Source organism: Atopobium sp. oral taxon 810 str. F0209, from assembly GCF_000466405.1.
Classification (GTDB): Bacteria; Actinomycetota; Coriobacteriia; order Coriobacteriales; family Atopobiaceae; genus Olegusella.
Genome location: NZ_KE952938.1, coordinates 25607 through 52357, shown reverse-complemented (window position 1 = coordinate 52357; position 26751 = coordinate 25607). Strand labels below are relative to the sequence as shown.

The 26751-nt window shown below is 42.2% G+C and carries 19 protein-coding genes; 13 read left to right on the top strand and 6 right to left on the bottom strand.

The genetic code is table 11. The features are described 5' to 3' along the window. Positions 1-394: 394 nt before the first annotated feature. The 4 genes from tagD to HMPREF9069_RS02320 all read left to right on the top strand — a co-directional run bounded on the left by tagD (position 395) and on the right by HMPREF9069_RS02320 (position 7928). Positions 395-823, top strand: coding sequence for a glycerol-3-phosphate cytidylyltransferase (tagD, locus tag HMPREF9069_RS02335; protein ID WP_021625507.1), 429 nt, complete (start codon positions 395-397; stop codon positions 821-823). Positions 824-837: 14 nt separating this feature from the next. Beyond that, on the top strand, positions 838-2991 hold the full coding sequence (locus tag HMPREF9069_RS08775) for a CDP-glycerol glycerophosphotransferase family protein (RefSeq protein ID WP_021625506.1): 2154 nt from the start codon (positions 838-840) through the stop codon (positions 2989-2991). A 123-nt stretch (positions 2992-3114) separates the two neighbouring features. Then, positions 3115-5778 carry an RICIN domain-containing protein gene (locus HMPREF9069_RS02325; protein ID WP_021625505.1) on the top strand — a complete coding sequence of 888 codons (2664 nt, stop codon included), beginning with the start codon at positions 3115-3117 and terminating at the stop codon, positions 5776-5778. A 32-nt stretch (positions 5779-5810) separates the two neighbouring features. Continuing rightward, positions 5811-7928, top strand: coding sequence for a DUF6541 family protein (locus tag HMPREF9069_RS02320; protein ID WP_156894144.1), 2118 nt, complete (start codon positions 5811-5813; stop codon positions 7926-7928). Here HMPREF9069_RS02320 and HMPREF9069_RS02315 read toward each other — a convergent pair whose 3' ends face one another. Together HMPREF9069_RS02315 and HMPREF9069_RS02310 are read right to left on the bottom strand one after the other, a co-directional pair. Beyond that, positions 7929-9119, bottom strand: a complete 1191-nt coding sequence (locus tag HMPREF9069_RS02315; protein ID WP_035438191.1) for a Coenzyme F420 hydrogenase/dehydrogenase, beta subunit C-terminal domain — start codon at positions 9117-9119, stop codon at positions 7929-7931. Further along, entirely contained in the window at positions 9116-10273 is a 1158-nt protein-coding gene (locus tag HMPREF9069_RS02310) for a CapA family protein (protein ID WP_021625502.1), read from the bottom strand. Before HMPREF9069_RS02310 ends, HMPREF9069_RS02315 begins: the two co-directional genes overlap by 4 nt. 133 nt (positions 10274-10406) lie before the next feature. Between HMPREF9069_RS02310 and HMPREF9069_RS02305 the strand changes: the two genes are divergently transcribed. Next, positions 10407-11486 (top strand): NAD-dependent epimerase/dehydratase family protein, encoded by a 1080-nt coding sequence (locus HMPREF9069_RS02305; RefSeq protein ID WP_021625501.1) that lies wholly within the window; start codon positions 10407-10409, stop codon positions 11484-11486. Between the two features lie 40 nt (positions 11487-11526). Further along, positions 11527-12444, top strand: coding sequence for an ATP-grasp fold amidoligase family protein (locus HMPREF9069_RS02300; protein ID WP_021625500.1), 918 nt, complete (start codon positions 11527-11529; stop codon positions 12442-12444). A gap of 5 nt (positions 12445-12449) precedes the next feature. On the opposite strand, the gene HMPREF9069_RS02295 is transcribed toward HMPREF9069_RS02300, so the two are convergent. The 3 genes from HMPREF9069_RS02295 to HMPREF9069_RS02285 are packed head-to-tail and all read right to left on the bottom strand — an operon-like array spanning position 12450 to position 16063. Beyond that, positions 12450-13979, bottom strand: a complete 1530-nt coding sequence (locus HMPREF9069_RS02295) for a lipopolysaccharide biosynthesis protein (RefSeq protein ID WP_021625499.1) — start codon at positions 13977-13979, stop codon at positions 12450-12452. 24 nt (positions 13980-14003) lie between these two features. Further along, entirely contained in the window at positions 14004-15110 is a 1107-nt protein-coding gene (locus HMPREF9069_RS02290; RefSeq protein ID WP_156894143.1) for a glycosyltransferase, read from the bottom strand. 14 nt (positions 15111-15124) lie between these two features. Continuing rightward, positions 15125-16063, bottom strand: a complete 939-nt coding sequence (locus tag HMPREF9069_RS02285) for a glycosyltransferase domain-containing protein (RefSeq protein WP_021625497.1) — start codon at positions 16061-16063, stop codon at positions 15125-15127. Between the two features lie 256 nt (positions 16064-16319). Here HMPREF9069_RS02285 and HMPREF9069_RS02280 point away from each other — a divergent pair, with 256 nt between their 5' ends. Genes HMPREF9069_RS02280 through HMPREF9069_RS02255 form a run of 6 tightly spaced genes read left to right on the top strand, consistent with a single transcriptional unit; the run spans position 16320 to position 22205 of the window. Further along, a complete protein-coding gene (locus HMPREF9069_RS02280) occupies positions 16320-17474 on the top strand; it encodes an ATP-grasp domain-containing protein (RefSeq protein WP_021625496.1) in 1155 nt (384 codons plus the stop codon). Between the two features lie 3 nt (positions 17475-17477). Next, positions 17478-17864 (top strand): DMT family transporter, encoded by a 387-nt coding sequence (locus HMPREF9069_RS02275; RefSeq protein ID WP_021625495.1) that lies wholly within the window; start codon positions 17478-17480, stop codon positions 17862-17864. A 2-nt stretch (positions 17865-17866) separates the two neighbouring features. Next, positions 17867-18223, top strand: a complete 357-nt coding sequence (locus tag HMPREF9069_RS02270) for a DMT family transporter (RefSeq protein ID WP_021625494.1) — start codon at positions 17867-17869, stop codon at positions 18221-18223. Beyond that, positions 18223-19359, top strand: a complete 1137-nt coding sequence (gene rffA, locus HMPREF9069_RS02265; RefSeq protein ID WP_021625493.1) for a dTDP-4-amino-4,6-dideoxygalactose transaminase — start codon at positions 18223-18225, stop codon at positions 19357-19359. The genes HMPREF9069_RS02270 and rffA overlap by 1 nt, the downstream gene beginning before the upstream one ends. A 44-nt stretch (positions 19360-19403) precedes the next feature. Further along, positions 19404-20378, top strand: a complete 975-nt coding sequence (locus HMPREF9069_RS02260; protein ID WP_021625492.1) for a glycosyltransferase family 2 protein — start codon at positions 19404-19406, stop codon at positions 20376-20378. After that, a complete protein-coding gene (locus HMPREF9069_RS02255) occupies positions 20379-22205 on the top strand; it encodes a DUF6020 family protein (protein ID WP_021625491.1) in 1827 nt (608 codons plus the stop codon). Between the two features lie 7 nt (positions 22206-22212). On the opposite strand, the gene HMPREF9069_RS02250 is transcribed toward HMPREF9069_RS02255, so the two are convergent. Further along, positions 22213-24708 (bottom strand): YfhO family protein, encoded by a 2496-nt coding sequence (locus HMPREF9069_RS02250; RefSeq protein WP_021625490.1) that lies wholly within the window; start codon positions 24706-24708, stop codon positions 22213-22215. A gap of 93 nt (positions 24709-24801) precedes the next feature. On the opposite strand from HMPREF9069_RS02250, the gene HMPREF9069_RS08770 reads away from it, so the two are divergent. Further along, positions 24802-26745 carry a glycosyltransferase gene (locus tag HMPREF9069_RS08770; protein ID WP_021625489.1) on the top strand — a complete coding sequence of 648 codons (1944 nt, stop codon included), beginning with the start codon at positions 24802-24804 and terminating at the stop codon, positions 26743-26745. The last annotated feature ends 6 nt before the right edge of the window (positions 26746-26751 follow it).

Sequence of the window (26751 nt, the reverse complement as noted above, 5' to 3'; positions counted from 1 at the left end):
GTTTTGGTTGGTTTCTAACTTTCCTGCAACTTTCCTAATATGAGTAAATATGCAGGCTAATGATTGAAATATTGTGAAATAGCGAAACTTATACAATAAATAGACTGGGTTTCACTTTCCTCGCACAATTTTGTGTCACCGATTGAAGCTGTCCTATTCAAGAAACTCTACTTTAAAGATGTAAAACGAACTTCCTCGGATGGCTACGATTTAGGGCAATGTCTTTACCATTACTACCTCTGGCTGTTCCTAGGCTTTTGCAGTTGGTCTAGGTACGTCTTTCTGGTTTTCTGTTAATCCGAGTATAGGTTAAGGCGGATGCTTTGGGGGAGGGATGGTAGAATATGTGCGTTGATTTATCTGCGAATACTTGAAGACTTGGGGAAGGCGGCCAATGCCTTATTTTTCTGGAAACGGTGAATATACTGGTCTTAAGCGTGTGTTGACCTATGGCACCTTTGATTTGCTGCATTACGGTCATATCCGCCTACTTCGGCGTGCAGCGGCACTTGGTGATTATCTTGTGGTGGCTCTCTCGACTGACGAATTCAATGCAGGCAAAGGCAAAACTTCGTTTTATGACTATGAGACGCGCAAAGAGATGCTTGAGGCTATCCGTTATGTTGACCTCGTAATTCCCGAGAAAAGCTGGGAACAAAAGATTGAGGACGTACAAAAGTATCACATTGATACCGTGGTAATGGGTGGTGACTGGGCTGGTTCTGATCGTTTTGAGTATCTCAAGGAATACTGTGATGTGGTCTATTTAGATCGCACAGAAGGTATTTCTACTACCGACGTAAAAAGCAGACTTCAGTCTTAGGTGGATTGTTTCTTATGAACTTTTATAAAGACGCTGCTTTAATCGCAGAGTCGGTAGATTTTGTTTCAACGGAACTGGCGCGTGCTCAGCTACGCACACTGGTAGTTGAGGTTTCTTGCGAAGAGGAGTTACTTCAAATTAGATTTCCTCGCGAGTTCGACTTGCGCGATCATATGTGGCTTTATCTGATAAAACGAGAAAAGGTACTTTGGGCACAAGAGCTTACAGATGTGGTCATTAGTTCGCATTTAATTTCGCTTGACCTACGAAATTGTCTTAGATATTTTTGTGAAAATGATATTAGACGTGCTTCATTTGGTCTGCTTGTGTCAGATCAAAAAGGCGATCAGTTTTTTTCATACAGTTTATCTCTGCCATTACAAAGTAATACCAGTTATTGTGATTATGCTGCGGATTACTACCCATCGCTTATAACAGAAGCTTTCCACGAAGCTCCCTATCCTACATTTTCACATCAGGTGGGAAATGAAAGTGCGCTTGCAGTTACGCCCTACGCAAAGAAAGGCAATCGCACATTATCGCTCCTAGCTTCTTGGGAGGATGAGGTTCCCTCAAATTATCTGTTTGGCAAATTACTCTCTTTGAGCTGTGGCTTGGGAGGTAAAGTTTCTATACAAGTGGCAATTCCAAAAACGGAGTTTTCTTGTAGTGGTCTGGAATTGGTATATAGAAGTGTTTCGGAAGTTCTTGTTCATGAATTAAAAGTGGAAATTAAAGTACAGGTTGATCGAACTATCATTTCTACTTCTTTTTTCCCTGATAAATTAGGAGTACAGGAAATATACTGGGATTTTTTTGTCACAGTTTCAAAAGGTGGAAAATCCTATCGTGTGTACGTCAAGGTTCCCAAAAAAATAACGCATCGTTTTATTTTGCATGGTACTCGAGTGAAACTCCCGGACGGGTTAATCTTTTTTCCCTACGCAACAGCAAAAGCTGGACGCCTTGCTTTTACCTGTAGGCCATCGTCTATCTATGACAGTTTTGCTACGAGAATGCGCTCACTATTAGCGGTTTTGCTTGCTCCTGTCGTAAAAGAAATTATAGGGAAAAGAAATATTTGGTTGGTATACGAGAAGTTTTGCTCGCTTGCAGAGGATAATGGTTACTACTTTTTCCGATATTGCATGGATGAGCTACCGACTACCGAGAATAAAGACATCTATTATGTTATAGATAAAAATGCGTCGGCTTATGCAAAATTAAAAAAGTACGGTCGTCATATATTGAATTTTATGGGTTTTCGTCATCTCCTTTATTCGCTTCTGGCGAATCTTTATATCGGATCTGACTCCAGCCAGCATCTCTATCAATGGCGCGCTATGCCCAACATCATTCAATCGCGCATGCGGAAGAAAGATATGCTGTTTTTACAGCATGGCGTCATTGCGATGAAGCGCGTAGATAAGGGTTTTGGTGCAAGTAATTCAAGTCCTATAAAATACTTTCTTACTTCATCCGAGGCAGAGCGGCAAATAATTGTAGATTACTTTGGTTATGCAAAGCAGCAGGTTGCAGTATTAGGTTTATCACGTTGGGATGTGATTGAGAATCATGCTGATATACAGCATCCTATGATACTTGTTATGCCTACTTGGCGTCCTTGGCTCGAAGAACAGAGTATGGATGTTTTTACTACAAGTGAGTATTTCAGAGCATATTCTCAACTCTTGCATAATGAACATCTTCAGTCCCTTCTTGAAGAATACGATGCTAGCTTATATTTTTTTATACACCCCAAAATCAATGAGTTTACTGAGGCATTTCAAAGTGATAATGTGCGCATACATTTGGTGCCATTAGGACAACGTCCACTCAATGAGCTCATCATGGAATGCTCAATGCTGGTAACGGATTATTCCAGTGTGTGTTGGGATGTTTTATATCAGAATAAGCCAGTAGTCTATTACCAATTCGATCAGGCAGATTTCCTTGAATACGTAGGGAGTTATATAGATTTCAATACGGATTTGCCTGGATCTATGGGGCAAAATGTTGATGAAACAGTTCAGGCTATTGAGGAGGTTCTGGACAATAAGTGTGTGGCATTAGACGAGAATCTTAAGAAAGCGAATCAATGGTATGCCTATCGTGATAAAGAAAATCGTGCACGTACATATCGTTTTATAAAAAAACAAGGTTACTAATTTACTAATCTTCTCCTTGAAAGCGCCGAAATAATAAGTTGCGCATAGGTTTTGTGTTACTATCTTCATAACTTTGTAAAGACTGGATGATAACGTCGGTCTGTGCAGGAAGGATAAGTATTCATGCACAAGAACTTAAAAAAATCTATTGTAGTATGCGGTTTAGCTTTTGCCCTAGGAGCTGCTGCCCCGGTCCTTGCTTTTGCAGAAACTGATAGCCAGGGAGAGGCGGCCACAGCTGCTAGCAGCATGGCTTATGGAGATTCAGCTGTAGTTGCTGAAGCTCCATCGGTGGCATCTACTGAGTTCAAAAGTTCTGATTCTGTTGTAGTTGGAAGTGATGTTCTTTCTAATTCGGATGTTGAAAATTCAGCTCATGAAGACAATCAAATAACTGAAAATTTGAATAGAGAATTTACTGAGAACGCAAAGGAAGTTCCTGCTTCTTTAGAAGATGAGAAGTCAAATGCAATTGATGCTGATGAGGTAGAGCCGCCCCTTGAGGATGGCACCTATGTAATTGGCTCTGGAAATTACAAAGGTCTTTCCAAGGTTGTAGATGTTTGGCATAACAAAGAATATAGCCATGCAAATGTTCAGCTTTATGAAAATAACAATACTGCCGCTCAGCAGTGGGATTTTGTCCACAAAGGCAATGGGTATTACACCATTGCTAAGCACGGTACCAAATTGATGTTACAGGTCACTGGGGAGCAGGGTATTGTTAAAGCAAATATTGAAATCGATGCTGAGAAAGAAGATTGTGATGCTCAGCTTTGGTTTTTGAAGTCTCTTTCCAATGGTGCGTATAACCTTGTTTCTAAACTTAATAAGAATCTTGTTATTGATGTATATGGTGGTCGGGTTGAAAATGAATCCAATGTTCAACTTTACCAATCCAATAATACTCAGGCGCAGCGTTTTTATATTTACAAAGCGCATCCTGAGGTTGCAGTAAGTGACATTGATAAGCCTTCTAGCGCTCATTTCATCACGACAGCGAATAATCAAAACTATACTATTGGCGTTAAAGGCGGCTCAAAGTCAAATGGCGCTAACGTCCAACTTGAGAAAGTAACCTCAAACTCACAGTTGCAGAAGCTGTATTTGCAAAATGCGGGCGATGGTTTTTACTACATCAATTTGATGGGAACTGGCAAAGTTCTTACTATGAAAAATAGTGTCGTCAATGGATCTAATGTATACCAAGATTCTAAACGAGGTCTGAATAATCAAAAGTGGGCTTTGCGCAGTAATCCTGATGGAAGCTTTCGCTTGATCAATAAGGCGACGGGTCTTTTGTTAGACGTAAGCGGAGGAAAAAATCGTAGTGGTATCAACCTCCAAGGCTTTATAGCGAATGGTACGTCCGCTCAGAATTTTAACTTACAAAAAACGAGTCTAATTGATGAGGGAATCTATACCATTGGTAGCTTCATTAATCCAAACAAGGTGTTTGACGTTACTTCTGGCAGAAATACCTCAGGAACAGCAGTTAGAATGTTTAGTTCCAATGGCACTCGTGCGCAGCGCTTTGAAATTAAGAAAATTGATGGATATGAGAATGTGTATCGTTTTCGCACCGCAGCATCTGGCGGTTGGTTAACTTTCAATCCTGAAAAAGGATTTATTCAAGATGGCGACAGTACCACTGTAGCTAATGAACATAATCAGTGGGATCTTGCTTGGAATGGTAATGCATTTTCATTATATAGCCTTGCAGTGCCAAATAGGGTTTTAGGTCTAGGTAGTGGGCAAGTTCATGATGGAAGTTCCCTTTCGTTATATGAGCCTACAGACTCTTATTCGTACTTTGTTTTTAATCCTGCTCAGCTTGTTGCAGATGGCACTTACAAGATTGTTTCTCAGCTGGGTACTGTGCTTGGTGCTAATCGTACAGATAATAAAAATGGTGGCAACATTTCAGCAGGCAGATTTAGGAATTTTGATAGCCAGAAATTCCAAGTAACTAATGTAGGGAACAACGTTGTTACCCTGAAAAATGCTAACTCAGACAAGCTTGTTGAAATCTATCATGGATCAAGTGCGGCAGGAGCTAATGTTTGTCAATTCCAAAGCAATGGGACGGCTGCACAAAAATGGGTAGTAGAAATTGCTGATGGTGGTTGGTTAAGCTTCAAAAACCTTAAATCTGGCCTTGTACTGGATATCTCTGGAGCTTCAAAGGCAGACGGAGCCAACGTTCACCAATGGGAAAATAATAATACTGCTGCACAGAAATGGATTATTCAAGATACAAGTCACTGGGATTTGAGTGGTGGCAAGTATGTTTACGTCAATGAAAAGGGTAAGAGAAGTAACTGGAAGTACTCTACCTATGTGACTTATCGCAAAATTAATAATCTATCGAGCGGTACCAAGTACATAATTACCATCGATCAGAGTCGTTTCTATGTCAATGTGTACCACCTTGAAAATGATACTTGGGTTCCCCATAAAATTTTCCGTTGTTCAGTAGGCAAACCTGAATCTCCTACGCCAAAGGGCTTATTCAGGACATCTGGTAAAAAAGCTTATTACGGTGATATGGGCCCCAATGGCATCATCTATGAAACTGGTGAGTATTACTGGACGGAATTCTACAAGACTCCGGGTATGGGGCCTAGTTTCCACTCGCTTTTGTATTATGCAAAAACTAAGATTCTGTATCCTTATGTCAATAAGCTTGGGGCTCGTCAGTCTGGGGCTTGCTGTCGTCTAGAGATTGGCAATGCCAAGTGGGTCTATGACAACATCACTCGTGGTACAACTTGCCTTTCGTACTAGAGGTCGTGCTTATAATGTGAGATGAGGAGAGGGTGACGACATTTGTCGCCATCCTCTCTTCTTTGTATTTGCAAACAAAGGAATTTGTCATGTGGCTTCATTTTTTTCTTGCGTTGCCTATTTGCCTAGTTTTTGTATGTTTACCTGGCTATTTCTTAATAAGAGCATGTGATTATGATCGTTTTTTCAGTCTTGCTTTAGCGCCCCTTGTGACGATAACGCTTTACACGGTAGTTGGCATAGTATTTGAAAAACTTGGAATCTTTGCTTCTTGGGTAAGCGTGGCACTTCCTTTGTGTTTGCTTGCAACTGTGGTACTGGCTTTTAGACGACTGCAGCGGAGGAGAGGGGAATTACAATTTTCGTCCCAACATCTAGGAACTATTTGCACATCTCAAAACTCTTTCAAAGGGGAACTCAAGGTTTTTTTACCTTATCTGTTGATTGCACTCTTGGTTTTTGGACTGTATTATCTTCGACCCTTGGATGGTCCGTCCTCCCTTACGTGGAAAACAGATAATACTGAACATCTCAATTTGGTTTGGCGTTATGTAAAATCTGGTCAATGGTCAATCTTTAGTTCCTCTTTATTTGAGGATATATCCCATGCATCCATTATGGGGAAGCCTTATTATCCAGCGGCGTGGCATGTGCTTGCCGCAATGATTACGGGCTTTACAAATCAAAATGCGGCGTTTGGGGCTAATGTTATCAATGCAGTTTTACTCGTACCTTGTTTTCCTGCGGGCATTTATTTGTTTTTGCGCACTACGCTTAAAGAAAAACCACTCGCCTTGCGTTTGGGAGCGCTTTTTCCTTTTGCCTTTGGAGTATTCCCTTGGCACATTCTTATTCCTCAGGCGAAGAATTCGTTTTTTCTTGGCGTAGTTCTACTACCAGCGTTTCTCGCTCTGTTTGTTATGGTGTCTGAAGATGCCTTAAAAAAGAAATATGAGCTGGGGAAAATCGCCATCTTATTTGCGGGTTTATTAGCTCTTGTTTTTGCTCATCCGAGTATGGCTTTTACCCTAGGTGTAGCTTTAATTCCATATCTCATGGGGATAATTTGGCGTGCAAACATAAATAGATCACGTCATAATTCGCGACTTAGTGCAGTTGTAGCAATAGCAACGTTCTTACTTTTTGTGGTAGCGGCGTGGCGTATTTGTTATGAGATACCTCTTGTCAATTCCGTCGCTCTTTATGTGCATTATGCCTATGCCCCCCTTCGCGCTACGGTTATCGAAGCACTCTTCTTAGGTTTTAAAGATGTGCCTATGCAACCTCTGCTTGCATTGTTTGTATGGCTGGGTATCCTTTATAGTCTCTACCGTAGAAACTATCTTTGGATAAGTGGGAGTTTCCTCCTTTACTGTATTCTCTTTGTTATCTCAGCTTCTCTTGACGGTTCCTTTAAGCAATATATGACGGGATTTTGGTATACAGACTACAATCGCCTCGCATCTATTGCTTGTATTTTGGCGATGCCCCTTGCAGCTCTTGGTATGGAATCACTCGTACGTGTAGCCCAGCATCTATTTGAGGAACTTGCGGTTCAGGATGGGCAAGGCCGTTTTAAACGCATGCTAATCCCCTGTATATTTTTAGCAACATCGTTTGTGATGATTTTTTATCCCAATATCAAGGTTCCGTATGAGGGTGTCACTATTTCGACTGCCTTTGGGTATACAGGGAGCCGCGCTCATAGATACAATGACATATCTCGTTCAATTTTGGATCAAGACGAGCGCGATTTTCTTACTAGGGTAAAAAAGATTACAAAGGATGATCTTGTATTGAATGTGCCTGGTGATGGCAGCGCGTTTGCCTATCCCTTGAGTGATATTAATACTTATTACCGTCGATTTGACGGAAGTAATACTCCTGAGAGTGAAGTCATTTCAGACAAAATCAATGAGTATATGTACAACAGCGAAGTGCAAAAAGCGGTGAAAAAGACGGGCGCACAGTACCTTTTGCTTTTAGATAAAGATTTTGATGCTAAGCATGGTAAATCGAGTCTCTTTGATAAATTCCACAGCAGAGATTGGAAAGGCTTCGTGTCACTTACTGATGAAACACCAGGGTTTGAAGTGATACTCGCCAAAGATGATATGAGGTTATACAAAATCGATGCACTGGCAGATTAGTTAAGTTCCAAGAACTCTTTTTGCGAGTTTAACTAGTTGTGTGTCAGAAAGCAGGTCAAGGTAATAGTACAAGCCAAGTTGACGTTTGGCATAGGCTTTAGCTTGGGCAAAGTTTCCCTCACGGAACATTTCAAGTACCTGAGCTCGGTCCTCTGGAGCTGCTTGGGGTTCACGAATGGCGGCGCCGTGAGATGCGACCTCGTCAATAGTAGAGTCTTCTAAAACAAGTTGTGTTGCTTGTATGAGTGCTTTGCCCTTTTTGGTATTTGCAAGCACTGCCGAGATGCCATAACGCTCATTGAGTCTACCGTCCTTAGCTGACAAGAGTTCAGGGCGAACTTGCTCAATACCCCAGAAGTCTCCAATGGAGATATCCGAGATGCGTTTGGGACTGGCATAAGGACAACTGTGACAGGACTCGCGATAGAACTTCGAATTTTGGAAGAGATACCAATACGCTTCCTGAAAAGTAGTCTGGCGAATTACTTTGCCAGACTTGAGGGTGACTTTTGGTTTGTAACCAGTGCCACGTTCTTTATCACGAAAGATATATTCATCGATATCACTGTGATACTTGTCTTTGAGATATGTGAGATAGCAATTGAGCTGGTCGAGTGAGGTGTTGCCATGACAAAAAATATCTACTGTGGTGAGTGTCTCAAATTTCTTTCCAAGATAGCCGTAAAGTCCTGCGACCTGGCAGGGAAGCCCTGAGAAAAGGATGCGCTCACCTTGGCGAAGTTTTCCGCGAATTTCTTTGAATACAGGATATGCGCGACCTTGTGCATACTTAGAACCCTGTAAGCAGGGCAGATCTTGTGGGTCAGTTACAGCAAGATGAGAGATGTCTGCTTGAGAATTTTCGAGCTTCATCGTGGCACCATAGACGCTGCCCCCCTCAGCTAAAAATGCTGTTGCAAGCTCAAAAAAAGCACCGCCCGAGGCTGAATGCTGGAGCACGGCAGCGTTTGGTGACTGCGCTGCATACACTGCCTCTTGTTTCCTTTTTTCAGGTGGATTCAGCACGGGGCATACTTTGAGACAGCGCTTACAATTAATGCAGACGTCCTGATTGATATGTGAATGTAAGAAACCATCAGGGGTAGTCTCCATAGTGATAGCGCTGACAGGACAGGCTATTGAACAGGCACCACAACCTGTACAGCGATGAGGAGGTACTACTTCGTTCATGATTTTTCCTGCCATTCACTTTGAATCATGTCACGGAAGAGCTCCTGATGCGTCTCACAGCTTACCCAGTTATCCAAAATAAGCCAGTCGGTTTTGTCAAAGCGTCGGCGCATCTTCCACTTGCGATAGCGTCCGCTTGTAAGCTTGTTAAGACCAGCATAGATAAGTGAACGTCCAAATTTACCAAGAAGCCTATCAAGATAGAAACCCTTGCGTGTCTCAAGATGCGTTCGATAAATCTCGGTATAGCGTTTTTGGTCTTGTATTTCTTGTCCGCGCAGTTGAAAAGCTCCAAGAATCTCAGTTTTTTCTTTATCAGTAGCCAAGCGAATAGTGTTTTGCGGTTTGATACGCAGATTGTAATCGACTCTAAGACCATCTTTATCAATAGTTACCTCGAGTAGGAGTCCAGAGTAGCGATATTCATTGAGCGTAGGACGAGCAAAAAGAAAATCTCCTTGTCCATAGAGGAGAGTTTTGCCCTGATAGTTTTCTGCACAGCCGATGCAGTGTGTATGTTGGCCAACTACAAGATCGGCACCAGCATCGACAAATTTTTTGAATACCCGACGTTCAGTAGGTAGGGGATAGCGATACTCAATCATGCCACCGTGATAAAAAACGATGAGATAGTCACAGAGTGTTTTTGCCTTGCGAATATCATCGAAGCTTTCCAGTGGGTCGTAGGGATTGACGCCTGCTTTTTGCTCACCGGCGGCATTAAATTCATGCTCAGCACAGGCATAAAAACCAATTTTGAGTCCTCCATGCTCGAGAATATAGGGTTCACGCGCTTGGGTTAGATTTACACCTGCGCCAACATGGGCGATATTGTTTTGCTCAAGAATATCAAAGCTGTGCTGAATACCTTCCTTGCCCAGGTTATTAATATGGTTATTTGCCAATACAAAGAGATTGGGATTGATAGCGTTAATGCCTGGAAGACAGGATACAGGTGTGGTAATAAGGGGCCCATGTTTTTCGATAAGAGTGCCCTTGCCCTCAAATACAGTTTCAAAGTCAAAGACGCGATAGTCAAAAGTCTTGAGATAATTCAAAAGCTCAGAGCTATAGAGTGCCTCAGCATCGCCTTGCTCAAAAAGATCAAAATTTTGTTTGGTAGGGGCGAAGTCTCCACCTATCAAAAGTTTCATTTCAGATCCCTTCGTTTATGTTGCGAATGCCGTAGCGACAGCCTTTTGATGGGCGTGAATGCTAGTATACGGTATTGATTATATGGGGTTTAACGCATGTAGCTGAGCTGGCGCCAAGAGTAATGGAGTAAAGATGAGTGACATGAACTTGCAAAGCAAGATAGTACTGGTAACGGGCGCTGCAGGTTTTATCGGATCGAATCTTTCGGAACGTTTGCTGGGATTGGGCTGTCATGTTGTTGGTATTGACAATATGAACGACTACTATGACGTTTCACTTAAGGAATGGCGCCTAGCAAAGATTGGTGAGCGTGCAGAAGCAAACCCTCAGGCTTCTTGGGATTTTATCCGAGGTTCGATTGCAGATAAAGCTTTGGTTGATTCCCTTTTTGAGCGTTATCAGCCTGATATTGTGATGAACCTTGCAGCGCAGGCAGGTGTGCGTTATAGCATTACGAATCCCGACTCCTATATTGAGTCAAATCTTATTGGCTTTTACAACATTCTTGAAGCCTGCCGACACAGCTACGATGGGGGAGCATGCGGTGTAGAACACCTAGTCTACGCATCATCGTCGTCAGTATATGGCGGCAATACCAAGGTACCCTTTAGCACTGATGACCGCGTGGATAACCCCGTATCTCTTTATGCTGCTACCAAAAAATCTAATGAACTGATGGCGCATGCCTACTCCAAGCTCTATGACATTCCCTCGACGGGACTGCGTTTCTTTACGGTTTATGGTCCTGCGGGTCGTCCTGACATGGCGTATTTTGGTTTTACTAATAAGCTTTTACAGGGCGACACTATCAAGATTTTTAACTATGGGAATTGTAGTCGTGACTTTACTTATATCGACGATATTGTCGAGGGTATTGTACGGGTACTTGTCCGTGCTCCTGAGCGCAAAACAGGCGTAGACGGACTGCCAGTGCCTCCCTATGCCATTTACAACATTGGTGGCGGTCGTCCCGAAAGTTTGCTCGACTTTGTCAGCACCCTGCAAGAAGAATTGGTGCGCGCAGGTGTGCTGCCTCAGGGTTTTGATTTTGAGGCACATAAAGAGCTTGTAGCCATGCAGCCAGGAGATGTACCTATGACTTATGCAGATACCGAAGCTTTAGAGTGCGAGTTTGGCTATCGACCTGAGACAACTCTGCGTGAAGGTCTGCGAGCTTTTGCCGAGTGGTATCGCGATTTTTATCTCAACTAGGTCTTGCGAGCTTGAATAAAAATTTGAAAGAGAGAAGCATATGAGTTTTGTCGGTAAGCTAAAAGAGGCCTATCCCGTTCGTTGGTTGTACTTTGCTTTGAAATTTAAACTTCCCATGCAGCTTATGGGCGAGCGCAAGGTTGAGGAGAAGATTTTTACGCAGGTATTAGGCTATGCTCCTAATCTTGATAATCCGCAGACACTCAATGAAAAGATGTGCTGGCTCAAGCTCCATGATCACCGCGATTTTTGCACGATGGTGGCGGATAAATATCGTGTTAGAAGTTATATTGCTGAGCATTTTGGTGAAGAGCATCTGGTGCCGCTGGTAAGAAAGCTTAATTCTTGGCAGGAAGTCACCAAAGAAGCGTTTCCAGATTATCCCACGATTATCAAATGCAATAGTGGCGCGGGCACTTGGAAAATTGTTCGAGATCGCAATAAGGTAGATTACAAACGTCTGAGGGGTCGTTGTCATGTGTGGATGACGCTCAACCATTACTATGAAACGCGTGAATGGCAATACAAAAATATTCAGCCTTGCTTGCTTATCGAAAAGCTTCTTATGGATTCTGAGGGGCGGGTGCCAGCCGATATTAAACTGCATTTCTTCAATGGGAAATGTGCCTTTGTATATAAGGTTATCGACCGCGAGGGTGATAACTACCGTGCTTTCTTTACACCTGATTGGAAACTTCTGCCATTCCAGTTCACTTCCAAAGCTAAGTACAAAAAAATCACTAAACCAATCGTTGAGCCGCGCCCACAATGTCTCGATGAAATGCTTCGCATTGGCACTGAGATTGCAAAGAATTTTAAGTATGTCCGTGTCGATTTTTATGACATGGGCAAACAGTTCTACTTCAGCGAAATTACGCTCTATCACGGCGCAGGCTACAACCAGTTTTATCCCGCCGAGTACGCTGACGAGTATGCGAAGCTGCTTGAGATTGGTTAGAGCTTCTAATCATTGCTGAAATGAATGAGATGCTTTACTAGGTTCTTCTCGGAATTATTAAACGAGAAGAGATAAGCGGTTATCAAGAAACCAAGACTGAATATAAGAATGCCTAGGATTAGAGGTATCCAACCAATGGCACTGACGCCCATCCTGTAGCGTGACCATGCAAAAAACATGATGCTTGCGTAGGCAACTAGAGGAATTGTTTCACGGATGATATTTTTCCAAAAAATCATCATATCGAGATGAATTTTTGTCTGGTAATACCAATTAAGGATGCATCCACTACTGATAATGATGGCAATACTGCTAGAAATAGCGGCACCTATGCCACCAAAAGTCTGGGCAAGAATAAGAGTGAGGATGATATTGAGTGTTGCCGCAGTAAGATAAACCATGCTTCTAAATCCGTATTTATTTATTACCTGAAGTATGGTTAAACCGATATTTTGCATGAGGTCAACAGTAAAAGGTATCATAACAATCACAGCAATGAGATATGCCTCAACGTAGCTAGGGCCTGCCCAAAGTATGATAAATTCTTTGCCAAAGACAATGAATCCGAGCAGTACGAGAAGCAGGGGATAAAGTGCAATTCGTGCTACACGGGTAAAGAGCTCTGATATTGCTTGAATATTTTTGTCTTTGTGCCACAATTCACTTACCTGTGGCATGAAAACTGACGATACAGCCATACCCAGTGACAAATAGATTGTATTAATGGTCATACCGACGGAATAAACGGCTACGACTGAGGTGCCATACAGGTATCCCAGTATAAGTTGATCAGTTTTCCAAAAAATCTGATCCGCGATAGTGCTTAGCAGAATATTTCTGGAGAAACGCATAAGTTCTCGTTCAAGGTCTCGATCATACTTGCGGATAGAGGTATCCATACCAAGTTTCTTGATAGCATAGCTTCGCTGTACAAATCTTAGTAGAGCATTGAGGGCAACCTGCGCGGCACTCACTGCAACTGCGTATGGCATTGCCTGAACCACTAGCAGCACGGTAATTGGTTGAAGTGCAGTTAAAGTAAGATTTGATAGCTTCAGGAAAACGAAACGCTCATGAGCTGTAATAACGGCAATGCTAAGAGTGTTATTCATGGTCAGCATTAAATTAAAGGCGAGCAAACCTATGATAATGCCACTTTCATTTAACTCCCAGGGAGATAGAGATGTCACATAGACCGTGCGAACGATGAAGATGAGAGCTGTAGCAGCAACGACAACAACAATGTTTGCTGTACTGTAGATTTTTTTGGAAATGCCAAGCGTTTTTGCCATGCCTTCTTTATCGCCAAGAGCAAAAAACTTGCAGTAATACCGAGTTACGCCAGCAGCAAGCATTGAACTGATGATATTGAGATATGCAATGATTGATCCGATGAGTTGATATAGACCGTATTCCGCCTGACCAATGGTGCGTAGGAGTAGGGGAACATATAAAAGGCCAACTGCCATTGCAACAAAGGTATCTGCATAGGATACAAGTGCTCCTATTTCCCTCTGTCTTGATGAGTCTGTCATGTGCGTTGTCCTTCTTCTTGATGCTTAGTGTTGATAGGGAAAGTAGATGTCTCTGATTTTTTTTATAACCGTAGTGGATTTAAATTGTGTGCAATCATAGTCGTGATGTTTACATAGACCTTGCGAGTAGTCATTCACGATGCGCCTTGCCCATATTGCAGCTCCGTCTTGCAAAGGCAGATAGCTGCACCCGCCCACATTGGCATCTCGCGGCACTGTATCGGAGACGTAACATCTCACTCCCATAGCTTGTGCTTCCACAAGGACGATGCCGAAGCCTTCATGTCGAGAAGGTAAGAGTAGAGCTGAACTACCACTAAGTAATTCTGGGGTATTTGCATCACTTGGATACAAGTGGACAAAATTGGTTAGGCCTGCTTCTTCAATGGCATGATGCAGACGAGATAATTCAGAATCATCTCCAAACCCTACAAGGTTTAGCTGGGCATCTGCAATGTATTCTTGGATATGCCTGAGAACTGACACACTAAATAACTGGTTTTTATTTTCGATAAATCTTCCAATTTGTATGAGTGTCAGTCGGTCGTTATGAAGGGAATACAAATTTTTGTTAAAGCGCTGAGCATCATAGGCATTGGGAATGATAATGAAAGGAGCATCTGGGCCATACAAGCTACTGCATGCCTTAGTTGAGCACCCAATTAATGTGGTTGCATATTGGCAAATGAGATTTCGTCTTTTAAGGTCAATATGCCTACGAAGTATGTTTTCATTAGCAAGAGAGAGCTCGACATGTGCTTGGATGATACGTATGGGTACACCAGCTTCAGCTGCTGCCTTGAGACACAAAGCACCTTCAAAGTCGTTATTACAATGAATTACCTCGTAAGGTCCATGCTCTTTCAAAATCTCTTTAACCCTTTTATAGAGATGCTGACCCCGAAGATAGTAATCTGAGTAGATGAGAAATGGATTTGATCCTTCATAATGAGGAATGCGAAAGATGTTTCCATATGATTCAAATTCGTCGTCATAATAACGACGCTCTGATGTAAAAAGTAGCATGTCAAAGTGACAGTGTGACTTAAGCCCCCGCACAATACCCATCATCACTGCTTGCACTCCGCCATTACCTAGACCTTCACAAGAGACCATTAATACTTTTTTCACCAGATAATCCTGTTCTAAGCGTCATGGTTTTTGATGAAAACCTTTGAATCTCGATAAGCGTTATGCCCCATAGTAGCTACATACTCGATAGGGATGTTGTTTTTCCACAATACGTAGGGCAGGGCAAGCTGATCGCGGCCGCTATCAAAGCGGCAGTGTTCATCCCACCATTCAGCTATTAGTTTCTTACTAAGTGTGCTATGCAAATCAACTGCGATAATATTGCATTCGAGTAAACCATAATCTAGGGGAAACCCCTGTGCTTTATAGTTGTTAACCTGCGCTTGCATTTTTGGAAGAGACCCTTTTCCTAATGCGTTGCAGGCAATCATTTCATCAGCAATTGAGTTACGAGTTCGGTGGTAATGCAAGGCAATACCCGCTTGAGGATGAATCATATCCGCGTAATAACTCAAATCAGAAATCACTTGAATATTACCGTCAATATAGATTGAGGCATCATACGAATCCCCAAATAGTTCGTGGGGGTGAAATTTGATATAGCGATTAATCAAAGAATTATTAGCTAACCTTTGGATTTCAGAAGGAATAGGACGTATGTCCCATTTTGTTGAGTGAGGTACTTCTGAACCAGAAAGGAACATAACGTAATCTAATTGGGGCACATCCATTAGTGGCTCGAGGGGAACGTCATATCCACCAGTGATGCATGAGTACACGACTACCTTTTTTGCTCTACTACCTGGACGTAAACTCTTTTCCCATGTAGTGGGATCCAAGTTTGAGCGAGGCTCATGACGAGGGGCGCGGGCAAAACGTCGTGAAGTGAGCCATGCGCGAAAACCACTTCGAAGATGATCAAAGGTCAAAGGATGCGTGAGCTTGTGAATATTATTTGCGCGAATCCCCGCCGAATAGATATCAGAATCACGAAGCTCGATAGTGCGTAGATTGAGAGTTTCAACCAAACGTATAACTTCGTTTTGGTCCATACACTCCTCCGTTACAAAGCTTTACAAGAGACAAGTAAGCAACAACATCTAGTCCCAATAATGGCATAGTTGTCCTTCAGCTGGCTAAGCGGATTGGCAACAGACATGGGCTATACTTCATTTTCATCATGGCAACTATGGGGATTCTTCCTAAATAGTGCATGGATGACATCGCTATGCATGTTACTCCATATGATTGGCATGGAGGATGGCGTGTTATGTTCGCAGATTTTGCTGGAAAGGTCGGTGTATTTGCATGCCGAAAAAGATTGCCATTATTGGAGCTTCAGATTTCCAGAACCCCCTCATTCTCAAAGCAAAAGAACGCGGACTTGAGACTCATGTGTTTGCTTGGAAGGATGGTTCGATTGGTGAGAAGACCGCTGATGTCTTCTACCCGATTTCAATTACTGAAATCGACGAAATTTGCGATATTTGTAATAAAGTTGGAGTTGAGGGTATTTGTACTATTGGATCTGATTTGGGAAATATTACCGTTGCACGGGTTGCCGAGCGTTTAGGATTGGTGTCAAATTCTGTTGATACGGTAGAAAAATCTACAAACAAACACTTGATGCGTCAAACGTTCGAGCGTAACGGAGATCCTTCTCCTAAAAGCCGCCTTATTCGTGCGGGCGAGCCTATATTAGATTTTGGTATGACTTATCCACTCATAGTTAAGCCTGTAGATCGTTCGGGGAGTCGTAGTATCACAAAGCTTGATGCTGCTGATATGACTGCTCTTCAAGATGCGGTAGAGCGTGCCATTGACTCATCTTTTGCGAAAGAAGCTCTCATTGAAGAATGTATGGATGGTGAAGAATTTAGTGTTGAATATATTTCTTGGAAAGGAGAACATCATTTTCTTGCGCTGACCAAGAAATTTACCTCTGGAGCCCCGCACTTTATAGAAACCGGCCACCTTGAACCTGCGCCAGTTTCTGAAGAAATCTATCAGAAGATTAAGTTAATAGTTCCTCATGCACTCGATAGTTTGGGCGTGCAATATGGTGCTTCTCATTCGGAACTCATGTTGCTTCCCACGGGGGAAATAAAGATTGTTGAGATTGGAAGTCGCATGGGTGGAGACTGCATTGGTAGTAGTCTTGTCCCGCTTTCTACAGGCATTGATTTTGTTGGGGCGGTTATTGATTGTGCATTGGGAAAAAAGCCCAATATAACCTCCTTACATACAGCAGCTCATGCCATGATTCGCTTTATTTTTGATTCGAACGATATTGCAACATTGAATATCGTTCGAGAAGCATGTCCTGAGTTAGTTGAATTTGTGAGTTCTTTTGGGGATATGTCAACAGATATCGTTGACAGCGGTTCCCGACATGGGTTCTTTATCCTTAAGTCTTCTCAATTGGAAGACCTCATACCCTTCTTACCTGTGGAGAGGCATTAATTTATGAGTCCATCAAAGCTAAAAATCTATCTTTTATTGCAACTTCTGTTGATGTTTTATTCTCTCAGCACCGTATTAAGTAAAGTTGCTTCAGGACTCGCTTTTCCCAGCATTCCTTTTGTGCTGTACTATAGCGGCATTATTGGTATTTTAGGCATTTACGCCTTGGGCTGGCAGCAAATTATCAAGTATCTTCCTCTTACGACTGCGTATGCGAATAGAGCAGTCACTGTGGTGTGGGGCCTTATCTGGGGAGTGCTTATTTTTCAAGAACAGGTAAGTATTCCTAAGCTTATTGGTGGGCTTATTGTGCTTATTGGCGTTGTGTTGTATACCACAGCAGATGCAAATAAAAAGGATAGTGCAGCTAATAATGGAAAAGAGGTATAGCCATGGAAAACCTAGATCTACGCTATGCCTTTATTCTTCTTTTTGGGGTATTTATTGCAGCAGTAGCTCAGGTGTTGTTGAAGAAATCCGCTATGCGGCACTATAGCTCAACAATCAAGGAATATCTGAATCCATTTGTAATCGGGGGCTATATCATTTTTATAGGGTCAACTATCATGTCGATCCTTGCCTATCGAGGCATACCGCTTTCAATGGGTCCCATGCTGGAAGCTACCAGCTATATCTATGTAACTATTTTTGGCGTTACAATCTTTCATGAGAAAATGAATCTGCAGAAGTATATAGCATTAGTTTTCATCGTGTGTGGCATTGCCATTTATTCGCTGGGAGTAGCGTAATGATTAATTTTAATGTACCACCTTTTATTGGGAGCGAGATGGCTTTTGTGCGTGAAGCTGTAGAGGATAATCACAAGATTAGTGGTGATGGTCCTTTTACTAAGCGTTGTCATGCTTGGCTTGAAAAGCGCTTTAAAGCTCAAAAAGCACTACTTACCACCTCAGGTACTACTGCGCTTGAAATGGCTGCTATTTTATGTGATCTTCAACCTGGCGATGAAGTAATACTTCCAAGTTTTACTTTTTCTTCTACTGCTACAGCCTTTCAGATGGTTGGCGCAACTTTAGTGTTTGTTGATATTCGCCCTGATACCATGAACATTGATGAGACAAAAATCGAAGCTGCTATTACTGATCGCACACGAGTAATTGTGCCAGTGCATTATGCCGGTGTTGCTTGTGAGATGGATAGCATCATGAGCATTGCACGCAAACATAATCTTTTGGTTGTAGAAGATGCAGCCCAAGCGGTAATGAGTAGCTATAAAGGCCGCGCACTGGGTACTATCGGCACTTTTGGTTGTTACTCTTTTCATGAAACAAAAAATTACTCTATGGGTGAGGGTGGTGCTCTGGTCATTAATGACCCTATCTATAATGACCGCGCAGAAATTATTCGTGAAAAAGGGACCAATCGCCAGCGCTTCTTCCGTGGTCAGGTTGATAAATATACGTGGGTAGACCGGGGGTCGAGCTATCTTCCTAGCGATATCAATGCTGCATATCTCTGGGGTCAACTGCAGGTTGCGGACAAAATTAATGATAGCCGGCTTGAGACTTGGAGTTATTACTGGGAAAAGCTGCAACTGATTGCTAAAAGGGGAGATATCGGGTTACCTCATATTCCAAATGAATGCGTGCATAATGCACATATGTTTTATATTAAATGTGCCAACCTTAGTGAGAGGACTGCATTAATTTCCTACCTTAAGGAGCGGGGTATTCAAGCAACTTTTCACTATATTCCCCTGCATTCAGCACCAGCGGGCAAGTTGTTCGGTCATTTTAATGGGGAAGATGAGTTCACAACACGTGAAAGTGATCGGTTGGTACGACTGCCTATGTATTTCAACCTAGCTGACGAAGATAAACGAGCAGTTGTTACTGCAATTTTGTCTTTTTACAATAATAATTAGCGGGTGCAACCAAGATTAAAACAACAGCGGCTCAGGGGGATAGTGTGCTCGTTTCAGTTATAGTACCTTGCTTCCATTCGGAGGAAAGTCTTGATGATGTTGTTCGTTTGACACAGGCTGAGTTTGAAAAAAGTGCTGTCTATGACTGTGAATTCATATTAGTCAACGACAATCCCCCTGATAAAACCTATGACAAGATTTGCGGGCTTGCATCAGCATATCCCAATGTCCATGGCATTTGCCTTATGCGTAACTTTGGGCAACATAGCGCTTTAATGTGCGCCCTTAACTATGCTGAAGGGGACTTGGTGCTTTGTATGGATGATGATCTGCAAACACATCCATCTCAGATCCCCTTACTGCTTAGTGCAATGGAGAGTGGTGAGTATGATGTGGTATATGGTGTTTTCGAAGAAAGACCCTCACTAAGTCCTTTTAAGCGTTTTTCGAGCTGGCTTAATAAAGTTACGGGAAATATCCTGCTTGAACAACCTGCAGATATGAAGACATCAAGTTTCTGGATGTGCACATCTCAAATCAAAAATCAGATGATTAAATTCCATAACTACAATCCTTTTGTGGATGCACTCTTTACTCGTATGACCACTCGAATTGGTAATGTGACGGTAAAGCATCACCAACGAGAGCATGGAAGTTCTGGTTATACCCTTAGGAAGTTAATCAATTTATGGCTTTCCTATTTTAATTACACCAAACTTCCGCTTCGCATGGTTTTTTGGATGGGCATGTTTTTTGTAGTGGTGGGCTTCATTGCAGGAATTGTAGTCATCATTCAAAAAATGACGGATCCTCTTATGCCAGCGGGGTGGGCTTCTATCATTTGTCTACTCCTCTTCTTTTTTGGCGTAGTGCTTTTTGCTTTGGGGATGATTGGTGAGTACGTAGGCAATATTGTGCTCTCGGTTAATTCAACCCCACAGTATGTAGTTCGTGACAGGGTTAATTTTCCTGTTGGAACGGAAAAGAACGATACCCAGCATCCAGAAAAGGATAATTAAATGCAGGATAATGGGATGTGTAGAGCCGAGCTTTATCAGATAAAAGTCCTCACACTTTTTTCTGCATTAATTTCTTCTTGTGGAGTGCTCCGTTATCTCGCATCTTTTACAGCTGAGAAGAGCGTCCAAGGCTCACTAGTATTGCCTATCCTTTGCGTTGCCTTCTTCCTTTTGTGGAATTGCATTTTTACATCAAAGCACACGCCGAAATATCTTATATCTTCTGCTGTTTTGAGTTTGATATTTTCATTTTGTATGGCTCTGGGAACTCAGTTTATCTGGCAAGATAGATTTGTCCATCTAGGGTCAGTACTAGGGAATGCTCTACTCTATGTGTTCACTTTCTTTCCGTTGGTACTTTATTTATTAGAATGGATGAGTAGCTGGGGGCATGCCAATCACACTCCTATCTCTGCTAGTAAAAAGCATGTTTATCTGGCATTTAGTCTGATATGTGTCTTGTGGTTTGCCGCGTGGCTTGCGCTCTGGCCAGGTATCTACGAGGCTGATTCTCCTGAATGGTATCGAGGGATAAGTCAAGGCATACTACAAGCAAAATGGTCTATTCCTTATCAGCTGCTCTTTTATTTTTTTGTTCATACAAGTTGGAGTATAGCTGGTGCTTATGAATTGGGGTTTGCAGTACTTACACTTCTGCAGTTAGTCTTTATTCTCTATGTAGTATGGCGTATCCTCAATTTTTTAAATACTCGTCTTGGTTATAAGGCGTTGGGATTTAGTACAGCGTTCTTTTGTCTCAACTTAGGTCTTGTAATAATCTCTATTTCAGTTTTACAAGATGCACCCTTTATGGCAGCTTTTGCTATGTGTTTGATGCTGCTATTTATAGCGGTAAACGAATCAGAGAAATTTTGGCAATCTTGGAAATATCCCGCTCGAATGATGTTTTGGGCACTTTTTCTCTGTCTGTGTCGTAACAATGGTTTCTATACCTTAATTTTTGTTTTAGTAGCGCTTGCTTTAGCATCGCCAAAAGTATGGCGCGTAAGGCTGTTATCCGTTGTCTTTATGGCATGCGTGGGTTATCTATTGTTTCATGGCCCGATACTTAGTTTGATGGGTGCGCGAAAAGATACTACCATTACGGAAATGATGAGCGTTCCTGCAACACAGCTCGTCTATGTATGGAACCATGAGCAAAATACCCTATCTGAGGAAGATCTTAATCAACTCTATACGTATATGCCCGAGCACTTTCTCAATTCTCATAATTATTTTCGTGACAATAGAATTTCAGATCAGTATAAAGCGCACCTTAATACCCAGTTGATTAGCAAGGATCCTAAGGGCTTTATTGCGTTTTGGGCACATTTAGGTTTGAGACATCCGCGTAGTTACATCCTTGCCCATCTTGAGCTTACATATGGTTTGTGGTATCCAGACATTAAGTACTATGATGCCAAAATGACTCATGCTTATATTGACTATGTCGATTTTTCACTTCCTGGGTCTGACTATATAACTATTGAACGGCAAAGCAAATTTCCTGTGTATAAGCATGTGTTTGATAAATTATTCGGAGATAAGGTATTCCCAAAAGATGAGCAGCGATGGAGTATGCCTTATGCTCGTCTGCCACTTTTGGCCCAGATATGCAAGTCTGGACTCTATGTGTGGGCACTGCTATTGTTACTTGCTCATGTTATATGCGAACGGAAAATGCAGTTAGTTGTTCCTTTGACACTTTGTTTTGGCTTACTTGTCACCCTTATATTCGGTCCAGTTGTTTTATTCCGTTATATGTCCCCGCTGATATTTTCTGCTCCAATTTGGTTATGTCTTCCTAGTTTGGCAAGAAGAGCCTAATATCGCATCAGTTAACCCTGCGGTTGTTCCGAATATCTCCATCAACAACGGATTTATTCTTAATGAGGTAAATAACGAATGCGGCAGTGAAGACAATTCCTGCAATACTTATCAATATTCCAGGGATAATGCCAGCAGGGATATAGTAGGCATGGAGCACATGTCTGCCTGCTGGGCAGTTAAAGCCGATAAAGCCATAATTTGCGGAGAAAGTTTCTAAAGGCTTGCCATCAAGAGTAAGATTCCAGCCTTTTGTGTGGGGTATAGCAAGACAGGCAATCCCGTCACTGTTAGTGTCGATGATGCCACTGATAGAGTTATCACTAGCAAGCTTTAGTTGTACTTTTGTCTCAATCTTGTTTTGGTTGGAAGAGATATTGAGTAAGCTTATCTGGCTGTCTTCTACAATGATACTGTTATCAAGTGCTTGCTGCCGTTGTTTAATGTTAAGCTTCTCTGCATCTGATTGGCTTAGCACAGAATTTCTGAGATAAAGAGGGCTTACTATGGTTCCCCTAAAGCTTATCTCGTAGATATATAAGCCATTAACTTGTTCTATTTGCTTTGCCCAGCTTGTTTTTGAGGGTAGTGGGTTCTGGCAGATGAGATAGCGAATACCAGTAATAGCCATCATGCGGGAGCTGGTGGAGTCTATAGGGAAGGTATAACAGCTGAAATTATTTGTCCGATGAGATATGGCTGTTGGCCAGAGTTTATTAAAGAAATCTCCTAGTTCACCATCTTCTGCACTGTTATAACTAGAAATGCCTGCGTAGTTAAAGCTAAGTGCATCATTCCATTTTGTAAGACTGTGAAAATCGCGCTCTACTCGATAGAAGCTATTGTCACGGGCTTGTAGCTTAGACAAGGCAGTGATTGTGTTTCCACTAAGCGCCTGACTTGCCGCTGGTGGGAATTTATTACTTGGTACTATGCGTGGATTACGATTAATTTCCGAAAAGGAATCTACCAGAGAACTCGAAATAAATAATGCACAGACACCAAGTGTAAGTACTGGAATCCAAGTTTGTTTTTTAAAACAGAGGATAGTCAAAAGCGTTGAAAGCGCCAGAATTACAATGAAAAACATGCATTGCAATCGAGAATTGATAGTTTTATTTAAGGACCACATGAGTACAAGGGCTGAGAAAAAAATGGAGAACAATAGTGGAATGCATGCGGGTTTGCGCTCAATAAAACCTTTCTCAAGCCCTATTGCCATTGCACAAATTAGTATTGCATCTATGCTGAGGGAGGCACGGTAGGTGGGATAACGAAATATCGTGATAAGTGAAGGCAGGAAGAAGTTAATCGAATAAAACGTGATAAATAGTAAGGCACATGTAGCGGCAATACGATGCCTTGTGCTCGTTTGACTGTATACCCAATAGAGAAATTGGCCTAATAGGATATATACGCCGCAGCCTAGCCCGCCTTGGAAAAATTCCAGCTCATTGTTATTGGGCATAAATTCATAGTTTGTGCCGACACTTATAAGTGCATTACCCATAAGTCTGCTACATATGAACCCAATACCACGGGGTGACATAAAGCTTGATAGCATACTAAGAGCGGTACCCTTTGAGGAAGCAGCTGTTCCACCTACGCGGCTTGTTTCGGCAATAATGTAGTAGGCTGCTGGAAAGAGCATGATGCCGCTTAGCAATACACCAGTAAGTACGGACATTGCGCACAGCAAGAAGCGCTGGAAATAATGTCCCTTTTGATTTTCCTCAATTATGATAAGAAGGCGTAAGGCAACGTATATGGGTGAAAAAATAAGTGTCATAAACGCAAAATAGACACTAAAGCAAATATAAATCGCAGAGGTGATACTAACTAATGCGAATGCACCAGCTGATTTGCGTTGCATTAGATCTTCAAGACCCAACAGTATCAGTGGTAACAATACCCAAGCGGTACCAAAGAAATAATGCTTGCCCACAGTAAAGAGGTAGCCAGCAAAAGCATAGCTAGAAGCACCAAAAATACGTGCAAGAGGAGTTGAGCAAAAGCGAGTCAAAAAATGTGAGAAAAAAAGACCAGCACAGAACACACGACAGGCGAAGGTAATGGCGAGTGCTTGGGCCAAGAATTCTTCACCAAAGACAAGGCATAGTGGAATTAAAACGATGTTAAAAGGATCCATTAACCATTCTTGATTAGCGAGGAAACTTGATCCCATACCAAAATGGTGGGACCAAAAGGGTAAACCACCGACTTGCGCATTGTGAATAATATCCAGATAGTAAGGAATGTACTGATCAAATGTATCGTTTACACTGCTTCTAAAACCAAGCGTAACGTTAGCGGTTCCAAGGATTTGATTTCCAAGAATAGCTGCTGTGCCTAAAATTAATATTGAGAATAGAACAAGTATTTCAAAACTACTACGATGCTTTTCTTTAGCCAGAAGCTGCCTAGAGTAGTGACAACAGAGAAGTAAAAGTACGAAGGAAATAAGAGCTATCCCAGCAAGGTAGAGATAATTTCTGAGATGCATGAGAACTCCAAGCTCTTGAAATGAAAAATGTTGTCTTCATAGTAATGTAATAAGGGATGATTTTTTGTTGTTCATATATAGCTAGGGTGAAATATGGCTGTTTCAATACAGATTTTATTAGCAAGCTATAACGGTGAGTGTTTTATTGAGCGTCAGCTGGAATCGCTATTAGTGCAAAACTATCGCGATTGGGAGCTCTTGCTTTCAGATGACCTATCCCAAGATGCTACGACTGCTATTGTGGCCCGTTATGCCGAGCATGACAAACGAATACGCGATGTAGCCAATACTGAGGCTCATGGAAATGCTCGAGACAATTTTTTCAGTTTGGTAGACAGGGCAACTGCTCCTTATATTGCATTTTGTGATCAAGATGATGTATGGCTTGTAGATAAGCTTGAACGCGAGATAAAGGAGATGCATTGTTTAGAGGAGCGGTACGGAAAAGATGTTCCGCTTCTTGTCTTTTCTGATTTAGCCGTTGTTGATGAGTCTCTTGAGGTGATAGCATCATCATTCCAGGACTTTTCTGGACTCAATTCCAATCGAGTCTCACTTGCAAATCTCCTTGCACAAAATGTTTCTCCTGGCTGTGTCATGCTTGTTAATCGAGCTTTATACCATGATACATTGCGCCTGCCTAAGATTCGCAGCTCGATTATCATGCATGATTGGTGGTTTATGTTGACGGCAGCCGCTTTTGGTCATATTGGCTATGTGTCAGAAGCAACGATGCTCTATCGACAGCATGGAAATAATTCAGTAGGTGCTAGTTCTGCTTCTGCAACTGGTATTTTGCAAAAATTAGGAAACTATGTACATAAGCTACTACCCAGTACTCAGCAGCTGGATAGTGTGGATGCACGAGTGCGGCAAGCTGCAGCTTTTTTGCAATGTTATGGAGAACAGCTCGATACGACAGAAAAAGACCTCTGCCAAGGAATGGCAGAACTTTTAGGTTTTTCGCCACTTAAGCGTTTGAGTTGGTGCCATATGCATGATGTGCTTAATGCGACGGTTGTAATGAGGGCAGGTATGGATTGGGAACTTGCCTTATATGAGGTAGGACGAAAAGCGGAGCCAGAGATAAAACCACGGGAATTGGAGTCAACAGATTTGCTTGATAAAGGTGATCGTCTTGTAGTTAATTCCCGCGTGGCTGTTGTTATGTCTACCTATAATGGAGAAAAATACTTAGCCGAACAGATTGATTCTGTGCTTGCTCAAGATAAAAAGGTTGATCTTTTTGTGCGGGACGATGGGTCTACAGATTCAACGCTGGAATTGCTAGAGGCATATGCCGCAAAAGGCTTGCTGCAGTATAAGGCTGGGGAGAATAAAGGTGTTGTTGGTTCATTCTTTGACGCTCTGACGATGCCAGATGATAGCTACGACTTTGTAGCTTTTTGCGACCAAGATGATGCGTGGCATACAGACAAAATCAGTCGAGCAGTGCGAATGATTGCAGCACGAGATCAGTCCGTTCCTCAACTGTATTGCAGCGAGTATAACTTCTGCGATGAGGATATGAACTTTATTGCTCGATCGCAGCTCAATCGCATTGGAGTTTCATTGCCGACGCTCCTTGTAGAAAGCGTGTGTTCAGGCAATACTTCTTTGATGAACAGAACCCTTGTCCAAGAATTGCTTGCCAACGGTAGTGAGGGAGTGTATACCCACGACTGGTGGATGGCGCTTGTAGCGGCGGGCTTGGGTGAGATTTACTTTGATGACTTTGCATCGCTTGATTATCGGCGTTTAACCTCCAGTGTTAGCCCTACAGGTAGTGGGGGTTTAGCTTTATTGGCGTTTCGTATCAAAACATTTCTCGGCAAAGGGCAATTGAGCGAAATAAAGAAACAACTTAAGCATTTTAAGGAATGCTATGCTCAGCGTCTGGATGCAGATGACCTCGCTATGATTGATTGCATACTTGATGGCAAACGACTCAGCAAAACCATGTTTGCTGAGCGTTTGCGGCAGAAACCGACCGAAGAGCTTGCAGTGAGACTACTTTTCTTATTAGGTCTTTTGTAATTGAAT

Coding starts and splice junctions, on each gene's coding strand:
- HMPREF9069_RS02275 (WP_021625495.1), top strand. CDS start 17,478: ATGAGTCCATCAAAGCTAAAAATCTATCTTTTATTGCAACTTCTGTTG.
- HMPREF9069_RS02285 (WP_021625497.1), bottom strand. CDS start 16,063: ATGGACCAAAACGAAGTTATACGTTTGGTTGAAACTCTCAATCTACGC.
- HMPREF9069_RS08770 (WP_021625489.1), top strand. CDS start 24,802: ATGGCTGTTTCAATACAGATTTTATTAGCAAGCTATAACGGTGAGTGT.
- HMPREF9069_RS02305 (WP_021625501.1), top strand. CDS start 10,407: ATGAGTGACATGAACTTGCAAAGCAAGATAGTACTGGTAACGGGCGCT.
- HMPREF9069_RS02270 (WP_021625494.1), top strand. CDS start 17,867: ATGGAAAACCTAGATCTACGCTATGCCTTTATTCTTCTTTTTGGGGTA.
- HMPREF9069_RS02315 (WP_035438191.1), bottom strand. CDS start 9,119: ATGAACGAAGTAGTACCTCCTCATCGCTGTACAGGTTGTGGTGCCTGT.
- HMPREF9069_RS08775 (WP_021625506.1), top strand. CDS start 838: ATGAACTTTTATAAAGACGCTGCTTTAATCGCAGAGTCGGTAGATTTT.
- rffA (WP_021625493.1), top strand. CDS start 18,223: ATGATTAATTTTAATGTACCACCTTTTATTGGGAGCGAGATGGCTTTT.
- HMPREF9069_RS02255 (WP_021625491.1), top strand. CDS start 20,379: ATGCAGGATAATGGGATGTGTAGAGCCGAGCTTTATCAGATAAAAGTC.
- tagD (WP_021625507.1), top strand. CDS start 395: ATGCCTTATTTTTCTGGAAACGGTGAATATACTGGTCTTAAGCGTGTG.
- HMPREF9069_RS02280 (WP_021625496.1), top strand. CDS start 16,320: ATGCCGAAAAAGATTGCCATTATTGGAGCTTCAGATTTCCAGAACCCC.
- HMPREF9069_RS02310 (WP_021625502.1), bottom strand. CDS start 10,273: ATGAAACTTTTGATAGGTGGAGACTTCGCCCCTACCAAACAAAATTTT.
- HMPREF9069_RS02325 (WP_021625505.1), top strand. CDS start 3,115: ATGCACAAGAACTTAAAAAAATCTATTGTAGTATGCGGTTTAGCTTTT.
- HMPREF9069_RS02300 (WP_021625500.1), top strand. CDS start 11,527: ATGAGTTTTGTCGGTAAGCTAAAAGAGGCCTATCCCGTTCGTTGGTTG.
- HMPREF9069_RS02250 (WP_021625490.1), bottom strand. CDS start 24,708: ATGCATCTCAGAAATTATCTCTACCTTGCTGGGATAGCTCTTATTTCC.
- HMPREF9069_RS02295 (WP_021625499.1), bottom strand. CDS start 13,979: ATGACAGACTCATCAAGACAGAGGGAAATAGGAGCACTTGTATCCTAT.